The 17,419-nt window shown below is 44.2% G+C and carries 17 protein-coding genes and 1 tRNA gene; 7 read left to right on the forward strand and 11 right to left on the reverse strand.

Translation table 11 applies throughout. The features are described from left to right. Positions 1 to 149: 149 nt before the first annotated feature. From ABFQ95_03650 to ABFQ95_03670, 5 genes are all read right to left on the reverse strand, one after another. Positions 150 to 431, reverse strand: coding sequence for a nucleotidyltransferase domain-containing protein (locus tag ABFQ95_03650; GenBank protein MEN8236621.1), 282 nt, complete (start codon positions 429 to 431; stop codon positions 150 to 152). A 4-nt stretch (positions 432 to 435) separates the two neighbouring features. Continuing rightward, positions 436 to 819 (reverse strand): HI0074 family nucleotidyltransferase substrate-binding subunit, encoded by a 384-nt coding sequence (locus ABFQ95_03655; GenBank protein ID MEN8236622.1) that lies wholly within the window; start codon positions 817 to 819, stop codon positions 436 to 438. 178 nt (positions 820 to 997) lie between these two features. Beyond that, positions 998 to 3,802, reverse strand: a complete 2,805-nt coding sequence (locus ABFQ95_03660; protein ID MEN8236623.1) for an HAD-IC family P-type ATPase — start codon at positions 3,800 to 3,802, stop codon at positions 998 to 1,000. 71 nt (positions 3,803 to 3,873) lie between these two features. After that, positions 3,874 to 4,503: a glutathione S-transferase gene (locus ABFQ95_03665; GenBank protein MEN8236624.1), complete on the reverse strand. Its 630-nt coding sequence runs from the start codon at positions 4,501 to 4,503 to the stop codon at positions 3,874 to 3,876. After that, positions 4,500 to 5,417 (reverse strand): rhodanese-related sulfurtransferase, encoded by a 918-nt coding sequence (locus tag ABFQ95_03670; protein MEN8236625.1) that lies wholly within the window; start codon positions 5,415 to 5,417, stop codon positions 4,500 to 4,502. The genes ABFQ95_03665 and ABFQ95_03670 overlap by 4 nt, the downstream gene beginning before the upstream one ends. A gap of 250 nt (positions 5,418 to 5,667) precedes the next feature. Here ABFQ95_03670 and ABFQ95_03675 point away from each other — a divergent pair, with 250 nt between their 5' ends. Then, positions 5,668 to 5,994, forward strand: coding sequence for a hypothetical protein (locus tag ABFQ95_03675; GenBank protein MEN8236626.1), 327 nt, complete (start codon positions 5,668 to 5,670; stop codon positions 5,992 to 5,994). A 69-nt stretch (positions 5,995 to 6,063) separates the two neighbouring features. On the opposite strand, the gene ABFQ95_03680 is transcribed toward ABFQ95_03675, so the two are convergent. Then, on the reverse strand, positions 6,064 to 6,516 hold the full coding sequence (locus ABFQ95_03680; protein MEN8236627.1) for a DUF721 domain-containing protein: 453 nt from the start codon (positions 6,514 to 6,516) through the stop codon (positions 6,064 to 6,066). A 436-nt stretch (positions 6,517 to 6,952) separates the two neighbouring features. Between ABFQ95_03680 and rpmB the strand changes: the two genes are divergently transcribed. From rpmB to tgt, 3 genes are all read left to right on the forward strand, one after another. Next, on the forward strand, positions 6,953 to 7,249 hold the full coding sequence (rpmB, locus tag ABFQ95_03685; protein MEN8236628.1) for a 50S ribosomal protein L28: 297 nt from the start codon (positions 6,953 to 6,955) through the stop codon (positions 7,247 to 7,249). Between the two features lie 212 nt (positions 7,250 to 7,461). Beyond that, positions 7,462 to 8,178: a queuosine precursor transporter gene (locus tag ABFQ95_03690; protein MEN8236629.1), complete on the forward strand. Its 717-nt coding sequence runs from the start codon at positions 7,462 to 7,464 to the stop codon at positions 8,176 to 8,178. Further along, entirely contained in the window at positions 8,165 to 9,454 is a 1,290-nt protein-coding gene (gene tgt, locus ABFQ95_03695; GenBank protein MEN8236630.1) for a tRNA guanosine(34) transglycosylase Tgt, read from the forward strand. Before ABFQ95_03690 ends, tgt begins: the two co-directional genes overlap by 14 nt. A 131-nt stretch (positions 9,455 to 9,585) precedes the next feature. Here tgt and ABFQ95_03700 read toward each other — a convergent pair whose 3' ends face one another. Continuing rightward, on the reverse strand, positions 9,586 to 10,221 hold the full coding sequence (locus ABFQ95_03700; GenBank protein MEN8236631.1) for a DUF1287 domain-containing protein: 636 nt from the start codon (positions 10,219 to 10,221) through the stop codon (positions 9,586 to 9,588). A gap of 257 nt (positions 10,222 to 10,478) precedes the next feature. On the opposite strand from ABFQ95_03700, the gene ABFQ95_03705 reads away from it, so the two are divergent. After that, positions 10,479 to 10,554: transfer RNA gene (locus tag ABFQ95_03705), tRNA-Phe, on the forward strand. 150 nt (positions 10,555 to 10,704) lie between these two features. On the opposite strand, the gene ABFQ95_03710 is transcribed toward ABFQ95_03705, so the two are convergent. The 4 genes from ABFQ95_03710 to ABFQ95_03725 form a co-directional block, all read right to left on the reverse strand. Continuing rightward, on the reverse strand, positions 10,705 to 10,845 hold the full coding sequence (locus ABFQ95_03710; protein MEN8236632.1) for a hypothetical protein: 141 nt from the start codon (positions 10,843 to 10,845) through the stop codon (positions 10,705 to 10,707). 149 nt (positions 10,846 to 10,994) lie between these two features. Continuing rightward, complete coding sequence (locus ABFQ95_03715) at positions 10,995 to 11,513, reverse strand: hypothetical protein (protein MEN8236633.1); 519 nt, start codon at positions 11,511 to 11,513, stop codon at positions 10,995 to 10,997. Between the two features lie 388 nt (positions 11,514 to 11,901). Next, on the reverse strand, positions 11,902 to 13,164 hold the full coding sequence (gene ftsA, locus ABFQ95_03720) for a cell division protein FtsA (protein ID MEN8236634.1): 1,263 nt from the start codon (positions 13,162 to 13,164) through the stop codon (positions 11,902 to 11,904). Between the two features lie 123 nt (positions 13,165 to 13,287). Then, on the reverse strand, positions 13,288 to 14,220 hold the full coding sequence (locus tag ABFQ95_03725; protein MEN8236635.1) for a ribose-phosphate pyrophosphokinase: 933 nt from the start codon (positions 14,218 to 14,220) through the stop codon (positions 13,288 to 13,290). Positions 14,221 to 14,410: 190 nt separating this feature from the next. Between ABFQ95_03725 and ABFQ95_03730 the strand changes: the two genes are divergently transcribed. Next, on the forward strand, positions 14,411 to 15,823 hold the full coding sequence (locus ABFQ95_03730; protein MEN8236636.1) for an ATP-binding protein: 1,413 nt from the start codon (positions 14,411 to 14,413) through the stop codon (positions 15,821 to 15,823). Between the two features lie 146 nt (positions 15,824 to 15,969). Then, positions 15,970 to 16,746: a transporter substrate-binding domain-containing protein gene (locus ABFQ95_03735; protein MEN8236637.1), complete on the forward strand. Its 777-nt coding sequence runs from the start codon at positions 15,970 to 15,972 to the stop codon at positions 16,744 to 16,746. Positions 16,747 to 17,419: the final 673 nt, after the last annotated feature.

The following is a 17,419-nucleotide window of genomic DNA, read 5'->3' on the forward strand; positions in this document are numbered from 1 at the left end:
TTTTGACCATTGCTGTTTTTTTACTTAACTGAAGGTAGTTAGCATCGAATTTTCTGATTAGGAAAAAATCTCCTTACCCACTCAAAACGCAAAAGAGCCTCTAAATTTCTCTGCCTCTTGTGAGTGCGTCGCTGTATAAGTGCTTCAATCTATTGCACTAACTCCAAATCATCCCGAATCAACGCTTTAAAATCATCATCGATTTCAGCCCACAAAATCAGATCAACCTTGAAGGGCAAGTTTGATTCTTCAAAATCTTCTGCAAGTTGTGATTTAACTTGTGACGGTACATGTTCCATAATGCATAGATCAAGGTCAGAGAGCGGTTGATTTTCTCCAGTTACCCGAGACCCAAAGGCATAAAAGCGATGTGGATATTTTTCCAAAATTTTGGTTACAATTTCAAGGTGCCTTGGCTCAATATGTAGCATGAGACTACTTTGTCAAATTTTGAATCAATCGGTCAAGCTCTTTAGAAAAGACATCAAAAATTCCCACAATCATTTCCAAATTCTCATGATGGTACGTATGCACGGATAAATTGCGCTTTTCAATAAAATCAAACCATATCTCTGGAGCAGAGATTAACTTGTTTAGCGCAGCCTGCCGAAAGCAATCCCGGGGAGATCTAGTATCAATTCCCCGCTTTTGCAACACACGCTTCATCGTTTTCCATGCCAACTCAAAGCAAAACTCAAAAGCCTGAACTGCACCTGCTTTGTCTCGATCATCTTGCATGTCTGTACGAAAATCTTCGAAAATATCACGGGCTTTTAATAGATTGCCAATATCAATGTTATCTGCAATTAGGTGAATCATGTGCGGTATGTCAGTGTATCAGTTATAGGTGCGTCAGTTATCGGTTATCGGTTCTCAATTGTCAATAGCATATGACGACCAAGGTGGTGGTATGAGGATATGCGTTTTGAAAAGCCTTTTTAGTGGCTGATAGAAAGGCAGGAGACATATCACAAACGATTCCAAGAATGTTAACACCCTATGAGTTTTTCGTCCAATTCCACTTGAAACTTCGAAGAGCCAAAGTTTTCAACTTTGCAACACTCACTTTTTCAAGTTCAACCAAAAGAAATACCACTGCTGCAAGTGCAAAAGTTCGCAACCAAGAATTAACTGTTACCGGACTTGTATCAAACAAAAATTGCATCGGGGCAGTGTAGGTAAACAAGACTTGAACCAATGAAACAATGCCAATGGCAACCAGAATCGGCAGACTTGAAAAAATTTGTTTGGTATTCAAAATAGTTTGGTGAATACGCTGGCAGTTCACCAAATAAACAATTTCACAGCCAACCAGCATGTTCACAGCAACGGTTCGAGCTGTGGCAAGATCAGTTCCTAAACGACGTTCCCAGATGTAGATACCAAAGACTGCCGTTACAATCAGCAATGATACAAAGATAACCCTCCAAACTAAAAAGCCAGAAATAATGGGGTTCTTTGGATCTCGAGGCGGGCGTTGCATGACATCAGGTTCGGTTTTTGCAAAAGCAAGAGCCATCCCCAGCGTTACAGCAGTCACCATATTAACCCAAAGAATTTGCACCGGCGTAATCGGTAGGGTGTAACCCATTAAAATGGCAGCAATAATAGTAAGGGCTTCGCCGCCACTTGTGGGCAAAGCAAACATAATATTTTTCTTCAAGTTGTCATAAACTGTACGCCCTTCTTTAACAGCACTGACGATGGTGGAGAATTTATCATCCGTCAAGACCATGGTCGCTGCTTCCTTGGCTGCCTCCGTTCCCTTGATGCCCATGGCAATTCCGATATCAGCTTGTTTTAGGGCAGGCGCATCATTCACGCCGTCTCCGGTCATAGCGACGATATCCCCTCTTTTCTGCAATGCCTTGACCAAACGAAGTTTGTGGTGCGCTGTGGTGCGCGCAAACACATCAACTTTTTCCGCTACCTCTAAAAGCCCAACGTCTGTGAGTTGCGCTAGTTCTTCCCCTGAAAGAACGGCCTTAGAAGAGGTTAGATTCAGTTTATCAGCAATCGTTTTTGCTGTTTTTAAATGATCCCCAGTGATCATTTTTATGTAAATACCAGCATCATGACAAATCTGAACCGCTTCATATGCAGATTCTCTGGGCGGATCCAGGAATCCCACAACCCCTAGCAAAATCATCTCTGACTGGATATCTGTAAACAGGAGTGTGGTTTTTTGAACTGAGGTTGATTTTTGTGCCAATGCAAGTGTTCGCAATCCCTGTAAAGCAAGATTTTCAATATTGCCGCGCCAATAATCATGGTTAATGGCAACAAGCTTGCTATCCTGCAATTGATAAGCGCACATTTTAAGAATTGTTTCTGGGGCGCCTTTGATAAAGATATATCCCTCACCTTGATGCGAATGATTTAGGGTTGCCATAAATCTATTTTCAGACTCAAAAGGAATCAGGTCAGTACGCGGGAATTTTTTCCTGATCATCTCCGGGTCCATATCTGCCTTCATCCCCAAAACAAGCAATGCCCCTTCCATGGAGTCACCTTGGATGTCCCAGGTTAAATCCCGCTTTTGGATACTGGCGTCATTACATAAAAGACCTGCCATTATAAATTGAAAAAGCTCCTGGTCCTGGGTAAGAGAAGCTTGTTTCTTGTGCGTGTCCTGAATTGCACCAATGGGGATATAGCCAGACCCCTGTACATCAAACTCATGAGAAGCCGTAATGAGCTTTTGCGCTGTCAGTTCACTGCGAGTCAATGTGCCAGTTTTATCCGAACAAATAACCGTGACAGAGCCCAATGTCTCCACGGCTGGAAGATGACGGATGATGGCATTCTTTTTAGCCATTCTTCCAACGCCAATTGCCATGGTGATTGTAAGCACAACCGGCAGTCCTTCAGGAATAGCTGCGACAATCAAGCTAACGGTTGCCAAAAACATTTCCGGAAAGGAATAACCCCGCACCAGTGTGCCAAACAAAAAGATCACGCCGCCTATTGATAGAGTGGTCCCTGCAAGCCAGCGTCCAAATTCGGTCATTTTTCTTAAAAGGGGTGTGGTTACGGGCTTAATTTTCTTCAAGGATTCACTAATTTTCCCTATTTCTGTCGCATGGCCAGTGGCAACAACGACACCAAGTCCTTGACCATAAGTGACAAGGGTTCCGCTAAAGGCCATGCATGTTCGCTCACCAATAGGTATTGATTCCAGCACTGGTTGTGGGTCTTTTTCAATGTCAAAAGACTCACCTGTCAAAATGGCCTCTTGGACGCGAAGATTGTGACATTGAATCAAGCGTATATCAGCAGCAACCTTATCCCCAGATTTAACCCGAACAATGTCTCCAGGAACGAGTTGATCAGAAGCTATTTGTTGCCAATGACTATTCCTAAAAGCCATCGCATAGGGTAACAAAAGTTTTCGGATCGCTAATAATGCTTTTTCGGCTTTTTCTTCTTGAAGGTAGCCGATGCAAGCGTTAATGATCAAGACCCCCAAAATAACTGCTGTATCAATCATAAGTCCCAATAAAGCGGTAACTACGGCTGAAATCATGAGGACATAAAGTAAAACATTGTGAAACTGTTTGAAAAATAAAAACACAGCGTTTGTTGGTTTTGATGCAGCAAGCTTGTTGGGGCCAAACTCACTCAATCTCTCAAGCGCTTGTTGATCATCAAGACCTGTGATTCCTGACTTTGTTTGAGAAAAAACATGGCCTACTGTCTGGCTATGCCAATGATTTTCCTGATGGTTTAATGTTTTGTCTAACCCCATAGTCGGTATGCCAGTGATCAATTGTACAGTGCCCGTATAGATCAGTGCGCTCATAACTTTGAGTGTGACATATTGAAGTTAAGAATCTATGTTTTTAGATGCATGCCACGGCCGTGCATACTTTATTAATCACATTCAAACAGAGGGTGCTTCTCCATAACACTGGCAAAAAGCTCGCTATCGATCCAATACCGGTACCACTGCAAAAGTCGTGGATACGGTTGTACAATAAACCAATCAAAATCCACATGAGCAAACTGTCTGACAAATGGAAAAATAGCAATATCTGCTAAACTGGGTTTTTCAGCAAACAAAAACCGGTGTTGTTGTAAAAACTTCTCAAGCAGGCGCAAGAACCCTTCCCCTGCATGGCACCATTTCTCACCTGAAGTTTCTGCATATCTTTCGGGATATTTATATCTATTCAGGGCGTGCTTGAATTCTTTATCGTTGGTTGCAATAAGAGCCTCAATTTCCGCAAATTCTATTTTCGAAAACTGCAACAAACCTTGAGGATCATTTTGTACCAATGCCCAATGCATTATATCCAAACTCTCTTCGAGCACAGTCCCATCTGCAAGCTGCAATACCGGCACCGTTCCCTTGGGAGAAATATCCAGCATCTGCTGTGGTTTGTTTTTAAGCAAGATTTCTCGATGCTCATAGTCGATCTGAGCAATTTTCAAAGCCATCCGAGCCCGCATGGCGTAAGGGCAACGTCTGAAACTGTAGAGAATCGGTAACGCAGTACTCAAGACGGCATCTGTCCTAAGTGCACCTGGTTGCGCTTTTTGGCCAATTGCATTTGTTGTTGCCGTTGCTGTGCCCGCTGGTGCTGAGCCTCACTGCGATGTTCATAACACAGGTGACAATACACTCCAGGCTTATAGAGCTTCGATTGCTTATCTTCTTCAGACAGCGGATGCCTGCAACCATAGCATTGGTCGTAACTCCCCACTTCTAGGTTATGCTTGACAGCAACCCGTTGATCAAAGACAAAACACTCCCCATCCCAATAGCTTTGCGCCTGAGGGATGGTTTCGAGATATTTCAAAATTCCCCCTTTCAGGTGATATACTTTCTCAAAACCTTGAGCCAGCATATAGGAAGACGCTTTTTCACAGCGAATACCACCAGTACAATACATAGCGATCTTTTTGTGCTTACGCGGGTCGAGCTGTTTTTTTACAAACTCCGGAAACTCACGAAAATTTGTGGTGCGCGGATTTTGCGCATTCTTGAATGCACCAATACCAACTTCATAATCATTACGTGTGTCCAAAACCACCACATCCGGATCATCAAGCAATGCATTCCAATCCTTGGGATCGACATATTCACCAACCTTTTGGTTGGGGTCCACATCTGGTTGTCCCAACGTTACGATCTCTTGCTTCAGGCGAACCTTCATACGATAAAAGGGAGCTTCATCAGCACGCGATTCTTTATGCTCAAGACCAACAAACTCAGGATAGGTTTTCAAAAACCCAAGCACAGCCGCAATTCCTGCCCTAGATCCTGCAATGGTTCCATTAATACCTTCTTCAGCCAGCAACAAAGTCCCCATCACGCCATTGTCTTTACACACCTTGGTAATTGGCGCTTGAAGTTGCTCAAAATTTGGCAAGTGTACGAATTTGTAAAGTGCAACTACGATGTATTTTGACATCTTTGACCTTAAAGTTATCTGCGTTTCAATACTTCATTAATACCTGAAAGTACGCAAAACTGCAATTCATAAACTCTTAAAAATACGGGGCTATTCCAGAAGACCAACACCAATGTAAATTGCGCGCTTCTCGGAAGGCTTGGTGATACACAATAACCTAAACATCATACAGCACAATAACCTAATATCAGTACAGCAGATAAACCTAAATATGACACACTTAATTTACAACACAAGGCTATGAAAAAGTATGGTAACTCCGGCAGAAAAATTGGCAGACTCACTCAAAATCTTAGATGGCCTGCAAAACCAAGGAATATTTGCATTTCGTGCCTCTGATATTTCCCGTGTGCATCGTGCACGCCTGATTCAAAATGGATTTCTAACTGAGGTTATAAAGGGTTGGTATATTTCTTCTCGCCCAGATGAACAACCCGGGGATAGCACCGCCTGGTACTCGTTGTTTTGGAATTTTTGTAGCCGCTATTTGCAAGAAAGATTTGGCACTATACCCGTGCTGAATCAAAATGTTGAATTTTATGGCAGTGAAAAGCGCGCAGTTTACTTGGGTAAATGAGCACTTTGAGTGCACCAGAAAATCAACAGTTTGATTCAGCTTCCGTATAGTCGGCGAACTGACCACCGACTACCGACTCTGCATCGCCTGATACAACCCTGCCAGTGCCTGCTTCAGTTTTTCGCTGCCAACGCTTTCCAGCTCTGGGGGCAAAGGGAGCGCCTTGGTTGCTTTTTTTGTCTGTGTTTTTTGAACGCGGGGTTTGCTGCAAACATTGGGCCTGGGAGATTGTAAGAGCTTTAGCGATCGAATCGCTTGGTAACCAAAATAGCTGTTAATGCGATCTAAAATCTGCGGCTCGGCATGTTTGAGCAAGAGCGCCGTTGTTCCAGAGTCTACGCGCACGTGTAAGATGCCATAGGGCTTGAGCACGACCTTTTGCGGGCAAGTGCTCTCCCCCCACGTGGGCCCAACGATGTTGGACCAATCAGAGAGCAGATTATAGAGCTGAAATCCTTGCCGGTGCAGTGCTTGCTTGGTAAGTTTGGGCACAAGTGCGCCTACTGAGCGCGGAACAAACACTTGCCTTTGCTTTGCCTTGCGGCGATAGTAAGATCTTAGATGAACACTGAGCATAATGGCTAAACTGTAACATGTCCTTTTCCAGCTCCCTAACCAAAAAACGACAAATCGCACTGTCATTTCTTATTGTACTACGGAAAGAAATACATCATTTAAAGTATCATGTTGTAAAATATGACATGGTCATGTTACATTTTACAACATGATAGAGCGACATATTACACCTTTGGTTCGACGCTCCTTGTCTCAATTTCCTGCTGTGCTCGTCAATGGCGCCCGACAGGTAGGTAAATCGAGATTAGCTGAAGAGTTGGTTGCTCAAGGACTCTTGTAAAGCGCACCTCCAATTCACCTAAACCTTGACCTTTCCTCAGCTTTTGCTTATTAATAGAGGAGGAAATTGTAAGATCATACGTACGAATAGGAAACATATAAAATGTCTCGCAAATGTGCCATTACTGGCAAAGCCGTCATGACCGGCAACAACGTTAGTCATGCAAACAACAGGACCCGGCGTCGGTTTTTGCCGAATCTTCAGCAAACCTCCTTCTATAGCGAAGTGCTTGGGCAAATGGTGCAAATGCGGATTTCAACCCGTGGTATGCGCACAATCGAGAAGAATGGTGGGTTTGATGCTTACATCCAAAACACCTCGAGCTCGAAACTACCCCTAGAGGTTGCACGCTACAAAAAGCTTATTACCAAAAAAGTGCAAACACAAGCACAGTCCTAGCGCAAAACCTTCTCTACCCGTACCCACGCGAAAGAAGAAAACCTAAGGCCTAGCAAGTAGCAAAGAGCACGCAGTTTACGCGGGTAAATGAGCACTTTTTAAGTGCCCTATTATCGTTTCAATAGTATATTATAGGTTTTTTTGTGTTTGTAACGTCACTCGACCCAATTACATCTTGGTTAAATACCTTACCTCCTGAGGCAATATCAGCAATGGTATTATTGAGCTGTGGCTGCTTAATTTTGCTCTTCAGTAGGTTATATGGTCTTGCTGGGCTCTACGTTTATCTTGCTGTTGCAACCTTTTGCGGCAACTTACAAGTTCTCAAAGCAACAAAGTTTAGTTTTTTTCCAGAACCAGTTGCCCTTGGAACCATTGTGTTTTCTTCTACTTATCTGTGCACCAATATCATCACAGAGCATTACGGAGCTATAAGTGCTCGCCGCGGCGTGTGGCTCAGCTTTATCGCCATGCTGATGGTTACAGTTTTGATGACCCTCACCTTAGGGTGGCCTCCGGCTGCCAGTGGAACCCAAGACGTCGCAGGCCGTTTTCAAACCGTCCATAATGCTCTACAGATTTTGTTCACCCCAGCGCCGGCCATTATGTTTGCCAGCCTCAGTGCCTACATTATCTCTCAGTACAATGACATTGGTATATATCGATTACTTAAGTATCTAACTAACGGTCAACAATTGTGGTTGCGCAGCTCTGGGTCCATGGCCATTTCCGCCCTTGTTGATAATACAATTTTTAGCGTCTTGGCCTGGGTGGTTTTCGCAACCAAGCCGCTAGATTGGCACACATTGGTCTTTACCTATATTTTGGGAACTTTTCTGTTGCGTCTAGCGCTGGCTGCCCTGAATACTCCGTTTGTGTATCTATCATATGCTTTTAAGCACAAGGAACAGTATTATGCACCTGTATGATCAGTTTAGTTTTGAGATCAAACATCAATCGCCATCAAGCAAAGCCCGCTTAGGACGTATCACCACCCCACATGGAATAATTGAAACTCCGGCTTTTATCTTTTGCGCCACCAAGGCTGCCATCAAAGGCATCACCCCACAACAAATGCGCAGCTGTGACACCCAGATAATTCTCTCCAATACCTATCACTTGATGCTACAACCCGGCGGTGAGCTAGTTGCAAAGCTGGGCGGGTTACACAAATTTATGGGCTGGGATGGACCTATGTTTACCGACTCCGGCGGCTACCAGATTTTCAGTCTGGGCCACGGCTCGGTCAGCGAAGAAATCAAAGGAAGACGCACTAGTCACAACCGGAGAACGCTCAAAACCATCACCGAAGAAGGCGCCCGTTTTCGATCCTACATCGATGGATCATACCACACGCTGACTCCTGAAAAATCGATTCAGATCCAGCGCCAGCTCGGCGCTGACCTAATTGTTGTGCTAGATGAGTGCACACCTTTTAATGTAGACAAGAGCTATACCGAAAAATCACTGCACCTGAGCCATCGTTGGGCCCTGCGTAGTTTAGATGAATTCAAACGTAAGAATGACGGCAAGCAAGCCCTATATGGCATTATCCAAGGTGGCGTTTATCCCGATCTGCGCAGTCAAGCTGCAAACTTCGTCAATGACCAGAACTTCTTCGCCCACGCTGTTGGAGGATCTTTAGGTGCCAACAAAGAACAAATGTATGACATTACTGAGCACACGATGTCACTATTGCGCCCGGACCGCCCGGTGCACCTGTTGGGCATTGGCGGTCTAAGAGACATTGTGCATGGCGTAGCTCAAGGAATTGATACTTTTGACTGCGTGCACCCGACCCGATTGGCGCGCCATGGCGGTGCTCTGATCTGGCCTGGCATTGAGGATGAAGACACAACACGTGAGCACATTAACCTACGTAACGCCAAATACCGCGAAGATGAGCGACCCATTGAAGCCACCTGCCCCTGTCAAACGTGCCAGACTTATTCACGTGCGTATTTGCATCATTTGTTAAAAGCAAAAGAGCTCCTAAGCCTGCAAGCGTTGACAGTACATAATGTCAGCTTTATGAACCGGTTTATGAGTAGTTTGCGGGAATCAGTGAGGCAGAAATCAGATGTCAGATGTCAGAAATCAGATGTCAGAAATCAGATGTCAGATGTCAGAAATCAGATGTCAGATGTCAGAAATCAGATGTCAGATGTCAGATGTCAGAAATCAGGTGTCAGAAATCAGGTGTAGATTGCAGAGACATCATACCCCAGTTAGTTCAGGATATATGTGTTGCGTTTCAGCGCAGCACTGCCTCACTGACATCTGACATCTGACATCTGACATCTGACATCTGACATCTGACATCTGACATCTGATTTCTAACTTCTGATAACCGAATAATGCCCCGTTTTTTTAGCTCGTCCTCCACCCATGGGAAGATCCAGCAAAATATCCTCAAGCTCAGGGCCACGGCCAATATTGTGCACCACAAGATAACGTTTGCCATCAGCTGAACGCTGATCCGTGACCATACCAATGTGAGGCAGAACGGAGCCTGAAGCAAAGTGCAGATTCCAGGTGATTAAATCACCGGGTTGGTAATCCTTGGGATTTTGTGTAACTGGCAGACTGGCTCCTTGCCGCTTAAAAAATGTTTGCAAATTAGGAACTCTACGATGGTCAATGTTTGTGTCTGGACGCGATAGACCCCAGATTTTTGGATATTTGGAAAAATTTCGCTTCATATCTTCGTGCACTAATTTTTGCAAATCAATACCCAACGCTCGGTAGGCGCGAATGATTACGTCTGTGCACACTCCAGTACCTTCTGGCACATCTCCGTTGGGATAAGCAATGCTGACATATGCCGGATCGTAGACAACACGGTGTTGAGTCCGCTTAAAGCCTGCTGCCGCCAGCTTACTGCGAAACTCTTGATGGGTTTGAGATGCGGCTAAGGTGGCTTCAAGGGTTACCCCTAACGCCAATAAAAGAAACAAAACACGCAATAACATGATAGGACATTTTAATCTACAGCACATAATTTACACATAGGGTAGCACAGCGCAAATTGCAATACTTTACCGAAGTGAAATCAAAACCTCTGTTTCCTGATATGCTCGAAGTGCTCATTTACCCAAGTAAACTGCAAGCTGGTAGCTATCATTAAACTAGAGGTTTTGATTTCACGAGATTATTTCATACTTTTTTCCCAAATATACCAGAAACCATCTGGACAAATGAGCAGTTTTTCCCTTTAATAACACATGGCGCCTAGGTAGCTCAGTCGGTAGAGCAGAGGACTGAAAATCCTCGTGTCGGGGGTTCGATTCCCTCCCTAGGCACCATATCTAATTGCCCCACAGACCGCCGTTTACAGCCTATACTGAAGTGAAATCAAAACCTCTGTTTCCTGATATGCTCGAAGTGCTCATTTACCCAAGTAAACTGCAAGCTGGTAGCTATCATTAAACTAGAGGTTTTGATTTCACGAGAGCCTAAGACTGCTCTTTTTCCTGCTTCTGTTTACGCCTGCGCAAAAGATTAACCCGCAGTGCCTGGGCCCGTCTTTGCTCACGTTCTTTTTTGCGCTTTTGATTGGCTAACTTTTTAGGAGATGTATCATTTTGATCCGTCACAAGGGCCTCCTCCATCATATATACTCAAGGTCTTTAATATACCCGTGCTGAATCAAAGTGTTGAATCTTATGGCAGTGAAAAGCGCGCAGTTTACTTGAGGTCAATTAACACTTTGAGTGCACCAGAAAATCAACAATTTGATTCGGCCTCAGTATAGCGTTTTCTTTTTCAGGTTGCTAGCACTAAAGCATTCATCCAAAGCACTGAGTCCCTGCCTTACGCTTTGCAATACTAAAGAACCTGGTTGAATGCTTTCTGCCTCAACCCCATCAAATATCACCACGCGGTTAACATAGTTCAGCACCTGCCTACCCTGCAATATCAACACATCCTGACTGGCTCGCCATTTTTTTTCAATGGCAGCGCATTTCTTATCTGAGAGTGGTATGTGGTTTTGGAAAATTTTTTGTGATCTTTTGCCTCGATTCTCCATCAACAAATCCTTTGTGCTCTGGCATAACCGCGGAGCCTGAATAACTGTTCTAACTACAGTTGTCAGAGCCGCATAAGAACGACCTGCCTGATGCTGATATTTATCAATCAAATCTTGGGCATACAGTGCATCCAATGTCGACAAAGAGAGTTTTTGTTGATGCCTTCGTTGCAAAAGCTGTCTGCGTTTCCTTTGCAGTTCAGGCGTTCCAAGATCGCGCTCTACCTTTTGCATCTTCGGCCTCCCGGAAGGAACGCAAACTTTTGCGGGGTGCTTTTTATTCTTTGACTTGGGCCAAAGATAAAGTGAAAAATGATTGGAATGGGGAGAGCTTGATGTGTGCATGATTTAAAAGTCCTTGATGATAATTTTGAGATCATCATGCTCGCATGCGAAAATTAAGAGAGCGATTTAAAAACCATTTTATAGGCAAACAGTCACAGGAGCACTGATAAGACCAGTAAGGATATACTATCGTGAAATCAAAACCTCTAGTTTAATGATAGCTACCAGCTTGCAGTTTACTTGGGTAAATGAGCACTTCGAGCACATCAGGAAACAGAGGTTTTGATTTCACTTCAGTATACCACCACCTTTTGGTGATCTGAATGGTTACTAAAAATCAAACATTTTCCCGCAACCAATTGCCCACACGGCCAACCATGGTTTTTGGTTCACGTGCCATTTGCAAATCAATCAAGTGGTTATCATATTCAAGATGCGCATAAGCCAACAAGCCAACACATGTTGAAAAGGCAGGGCCCTTCATAGTCTCATGCAAATGGTGCAACAGCATTGGTTTGCCAAGCCGTACGGGACGATCCAAAATCGCTGTGGCAATTTCTTGTAATCCAGGCAATTGACTCGCGCCTCCGGTTAAGACCACACGACTACCAACACTTTTATCAATTCCCTTGGCGTGCAGCCTGCGAGAGATGAGCTCAAAAGTTTCCTCAATACGCGGACGTATAATACGCACCAAATCAGCACGTGCAATTTGATGCCCGCTATGTTCATACGCATCACCAATTTGTGGGACCTGCACCACTTCACGTTCATCAGCTGTTGACGTTAAAGCACTACCATACAGCGTCTTCAGGCGCTCGGCCTGGAAAACCGGCGTTGACAACACCCGGGCAATATCGTTAGTGACATGCCCTCCCCCAACGGCAATACTATCCGTATGAACAATTTCTCCTTCAAAGAACACCCCAAGTGTGGTGGTGCCAGCTCCAATATCTATAATGATGGTACCAAGTTCTATCTCATCTTCCACCAGTGCGGCCAGACCTGACGCCAAAGGGGTGGCAATAAACGATCCGGTGGCCAAATGACATTTGCCAATACAGGTCGATAAGTTACGCATACTGCTGGTAGAGGCATAGGTTGTATGCACGTTCACACCCAAAATCTCACCATACATACCTCGCGGATCTCGGATACCACGTCTGCCATCAATATCATAGCTGGTGGGGATGGTATGAATGGGCTCTTGACCTTGGGGGTTTTCAACTTGTCGTGAAAGGAATAGCAACCGCTTGATATCGGCATCATCAATAGAGTGGCCTGCCACGTGCAATTCGACCCCCACACTTTGTGATTGACAACTGCCGATATTAACATAGACACTACGAATGGTCTCGCGAGCCATTTGCTCAGCCAGATGCACCGCATTCAGGATTGACAATTCTGCATCTTGCATATCAATAATGTTGCCAGCACGCAAACCTTTGGATGCTTGATGACCCACACCGATCACCCGCAGATGTTCGGACCCATCAATCCGGGCAATCGCGCAGCAAACCTTACTGGTTCCAACGTCAAGCGCAGCAATTAAATTATCATGGGGATAACTGTTCCCCTTACGAATACGGTTAAAGACCATGATTTTTGCTGATTCCTTCTAAGCCAACAAGCAATTGCATTCTCTAACGCCCAGAATGCAAATTTTGATTATGCAAAGCAAGCGGTAATCCATAGAATGCATAAAAAAATCAGAAATCAGAAGTCACTCAAACAAAACCGATACCGATTCCTCGCGCGCAATACGGTCAATCGCTTCACCCAACAAACTGGCAACGGAGAATATCCGAATTTTAGAACAATTTCGCACCTCTTCTCGGGCTTCAATGCTATCAGTGATCACCAGCTCCCGAATAGATGATTCTTTAATACACCCCACCGCAGTACCAGAAAACACACCGTGGGTTACGTAAGCATTTACCGAGTTGGCTCCAGCTTCCATCAACGATTGAGCCGCATTACAAAGTGTGCTACTTGAGTCAACGATGTCATCAACCAAAATACAATCCTTACCCACCACATCCCCAATTATATTCATCACCGATGAAGCTCCTGGATGATCGCGGCGCTTATCAACAATTACCAGACCCGCCCCTATACGTCTTGCAACAGAGCGAGCTCGGCCAATTCCACCAATATCAGGAGTAACAATGGTAACCGCCCCTTTGGTAAACTGCTGCTGGATATTGCGGGCAAAAATCGCTGACACAAAAAGATTATCGGTGGGAATATCAAAAAATCCCTGAATTTGTCCAGCATGCATATCAATGGTCAAGACACGATTGGCACCTGCCTGGCAGATCAAGTTGGCTACTAGTTTGGCAGAAATCGGAGTTCTCGGCCCGGTTTTCCGGTCCTGACGGGCATAGCCGTAATATGGCATAACCGTGGTAATGCGCCGAGCTGAGCCTCGTCTGAGGGTATCGATAATGATCAAAAGCTCCATCAGGTTGTCATTAGCCGGATAGGACGTCGGTTGAATCACAAACACATCTTCGCCGCGGACATTGTCCTGTACTTCTACAAATATTTCCTTATCTGCAAAACGTCTGATGCTCACCTGTGCCAATGAACGCTCAAGAAAATCTGCAACAGCTTCAGCCAAAGGCCGGTTACTGTTACCACTGATGAGTTTCATAAATCAAATTTTCCCTGTTCAATACTTTCGTTGTGCTAAAAATCTATCAAGAGATGTCGATTGTGTAAACCATAATAGGGCCACCTCCTCATAACGACATATAGCACCAAGAATGCTATTTTGACCCTAAAAACCCAAAATAGTTAAAGTATACTTGCACTAAATGGTCAAAATTGTTAACCTAGCTTACATGAAAATTGCTAAAGAAGAACTCATCTCCATTCTGGGTCAGTTCAATCCATGGTGGCACGGAGAATCAATTGCCGATTTACCAAATTGGAAGCGAGCTGCTTACAGAGAACTGCTTCTATGGGTGCAAGCTCCACCTGCTCCCAGGGCAGTCATGTTATCTGGAGCCAGGCAAGTCGGCAAAACAACACTTATATTGCAGACAATAGCAGAACTACTAAAACAGGGAGAGCCAGCAGCTAATATCCTTTATGTAACGCTTGACCACCCTATTTTAAAACTTGCTGGCATCATGAAGGTTCTTGAAGCGTGGCGCGAAAGAGAGCCTAAGCAAGAAGGTGATGAATATATTTTTATTGATGAGGCACAATTTATTCCAGATTGGGGGACCTGGGTGAAGCACCAAGTTGATTTCGAAAAGAAAAGACATATAGTATTAACTGGATCAGCCATGCCGCTCATGAGCAAGGATCAAGAGTCTGGGGTTGGTCGCTGGCATACAATTAAGATTACTACCCTCTCATTCTTTGAATATCTTCAAATCAAAAATGTAAATTTGCCCCCTCTACCTGATATAAAATCGTTACGTGAGTTATTTTCTTGGGAGAAAGTGAACTTTTATAGGCTCACTGAGCTCGGGGCTTACTACACTGGTCATTTTCATGAATATCTTGTCAGAGGGGGATTTCCGCAAACAACCCTTGTAGAAACAGTAACCCAAGCCCAAAAACTGCTTCGAGAAGATATTATCGATAAAGCTCTCAAACGTGATATGACTGCTCTTTTTGGCGTGCGCCGGATTTTAGACCTTGAACAATTATTTCTCTATCTTTGCATGCATGATGGAGGACTTTTGGATATGGCTACTTTGTGTAAGAACCTTCGTATCAAACGACCAACAGCACAGAACTTTTTAGAACTTCTTGAAGCAACCCATCTTATCTATAAACTGCCACCTTATGGATATGGTAAGGAAATACTACGGGCCAGATATAAAATATATTTGTCAGATACTGCCATTGCTCCTGCAGTTATGATGAAGGGAAAAAGTGTTATTGAAGATCCCATAGGTCTTTCTGTGGCAGCAGAAGCTGCCGTTTTTAAACATCTATTCGCCCGCTATTACTCGCAAAGTGTAAATTTTTCATACTGGAGGGGAAAAAAAGATCATGAAATCGATCTCGTTGCTGAAATCGCAGACAGATTGATTCCGTTTGAGATTAAATACAGGTCAACAAAGACAACCCCAAAAGACACAAAGGGTCTTGTTGAACTTTGCCGGCAAAAAAATATCCAACACGGATACGTTATCACCAAATCAACTGATGATATTGGACAAATGGCCAGCAACTGCAAGGCAAAAATTATGTGCCTTCCCGCTGCTTTCCTTTGCTACTGGATGGGAAAAAATTAATGTAATTGTACTGAAGCTGAATCAAACTGTTGATATTCTATGGCACCCATGCGCAATGAAAGCCCCTCCCCAAATTATTAAAGGTTTGAATTACCCTATCACATCATCGTAAAATTAAAGCTTAAAGAATCAGGAGGAAGTTTCGGGTGCAACAACAACTATTCAAAATCGCCAGCGCTTTGGTGCTATCACTGACCCTTGCAAGCTGCGGCGAGGAAAAACAATCTCTCCCTCCTAGAGGCTCAACCCTTAAGGTGCTAACTGCTGCTGATTATCCGCCCTTCGAGCGTTACAACAAAATTAAAAACAAAACCCCAGAAATGATTGGCTATGATATCGATCTTGTCAAACGCATTGGCCAATACCTCAGCTACGAAGTCGAATTTATCGACTACGACTTTGCTGACGTCATTCCAACACTAACCCAGCACAAAGCGCACCTTGCCATCGCTGCCATCAACGTAACTCCTGGGCGCCAAAAACAGATTACATTTTCCAAACCCTATTATAATGCCCGCAATATCCTGTTACTCCCCCTAGGCAGCCCCTTGATCCGAGACGACGATTTTACCAATTTGCACATAGCTGTCAAACGAGGCTCGACCCAAGAGCAATTTGCCAAGGTCTGGAAGCAAAAGCATAAAGGCATCAAACTTGTAAGCTTTCAACAAGACCACGATGTAGTGCAAGCCGTCATCTCAAAAGGCGTAGATGCTGCCATCGTCGAAGAAACCCCCGGCAGAGCTTATATCCAAACCAACGTCGAAGCCCTGACTTACCGACTGCTTGAAGACGACAATACAAAATTTGCCATCGCGTTTCCCAAAGGCTCTCCCCTAGTAAGCGAGTTTAATAAAGCACTTGAGCACCTAGAGAGTATCGGTGAAATTGATAAACTGAAACAAAAGTGGTTTGTGGGATAAGTCTGGTTGCTACCCCAGACCTGAGGGGCAAGTATAAGCTGAACCGTTACAAATCAAAATTAAAGCAGCTTTGTAACTATTCAGTCCACATCGGCCGTCATCCTGAATACTGAATCAAGTTCAGCACAGGCAGCTGATTTTGCGAGCTCTGCGATGCAATCGCATAGCACGGAAAAACTTTGCGATCTATTGAGCGTCGTCCAGGACTTGATCCGGGACAGGATCCCATTATTTTTTGCAAATTTTAAAAAAATGGGATCCTGAATCGTAAGGTTTTGCCTCCTCAAGTCTTGTCAGATTTGAGTTCCAAAACCAACTTCCTGTGCTGAACTTGATTCAGTATTCAGGATGACGACCCTTAGGCAATACATTTTTAATGAACAACCCTGTTGAAAATTGAGATTAATTGGTTTTTTTTGCGTTTTACTATTGATTTTCGAAAAATTTTAGCTTAATCTGTATCTTACGCGATAGAGGGTGCGAACACACACCTCTACCGCTACCACCGGCTGATCTAACCACGATCAAACCAATGGTAGTGACAATATACGCGTTCTTGTTTCGTTTTGCTAGCGCAAACGTGTGCTTGCAAGATGCTGCCGCTTGGCTGCCTTTTGGAGTAGGATGTAATGTAGAGTTGCTATTGTCTAAGCTTGTGGGGGGCTCCGGAGCT

It is taken from the genome of Pseudomonadota bacterium (assembly GCA_039714795.1).
In the GTDB taxonomy this organism is placed as follows: domain Bacteria; phylum Pseudomonadota; class Alphaproteobacteria; order JAGOMX01; family JAGOMX01; genus JBDLIP01.

Excerpts from the sequence above, each read along its gene's own strand:
- ABFQ95_03730 (MEN8236636.1), top strand. The coding sequence starts at position 14,411 with ATGAAAATTGCTAAAGAAGAACTCATCTCCATTCTGGGTCAGTTCAAT.
- ABFQ95_03675 (MEN8236626.1), top strand. The coding sequence starts at position 5,668 with ATGGTAACTCCGGCAGAAAAATTGGCAGACTCACTCAAAATCTTAGAT.
- tgt (MEN8236630.1), top strand. The coding sequence starts at position 8,165 with ATGCACCTGTATGATCAGTTTAGTTTTGAGATCAAACATCAATCGCCA.
- ABFQ95_03660 (MEN8236623.1), bottom strand. The coding sequence starts at position 3,802 with ATGAGCGCACTGATCTATACGGGCACTGTACAATTGATCACTGGCATA.
- ABFQ95_03655 (MEN8236622.1), bottom strand. The coding sequence starts at position 819 with ATGATTCACCTAATTGCAGATAACATTGATATTGGCAATCTATTAAAA.
- ABFQ95_03670 (MEN8236625.1), bottom strand. The coding sequence starts at position 5,417 with ATGTCAAAATACATCGTAGTTGCACTTTACAAATTCGTACACTTGCCA.
- ABFQ95_03700 (MEN8236631.1), bottom strand. The coding sequence starts at position 10,221 with ATGTTATTGCGTGTTTTGTTTCTTTTATTGGCGTTAGGGGTAACCCTT.
- ftsA (MEN8236634.1), bottom strand. The coding sequence starts at position 13,164 with ATGGTCTTTAACCGTATTCGTAAGGGGAACAGTTATCCCCATGATAAT.
- ABFQ95_03690 (MEN8236629.1), top strand. The coding sequence starts at position 7,462 with ATGGTATTATTGAGCTGTGGCTGCTTAATTTTGCTCTTCAGTAGGTTA.
- rpmB (MEN8236628.1), top strand. The coding sequence starts at position 6,953 with ATGTCTCGCAAATGTGCCATTACTGGCAAAGCCGTCATGACCGGCAAC.
- ABFQ95_03650 (MEN8236621.1), bottom strand. The coding sequence starts at position 431 with ATGCTACATATTGAGCCAAGGCACCTTGAAATTGTAACCAAAATTTTG.
- ABFQ95_03725 (MEN8236635.1), bottom strand. The coding sequence starts at position 14,220 with ATGAAACTCATCAGTGGTAACAGTAACCGGCCTTTGGCTGAAGCTGTT.
- ABFQ95_03715 (MEN8236633.1), bottom strand. The coding sequence starts at position 11,513 with ATGCAAAAGGTAGAGCGCGATCTTGGAACGCCTGAACTGCAAAGGAAA.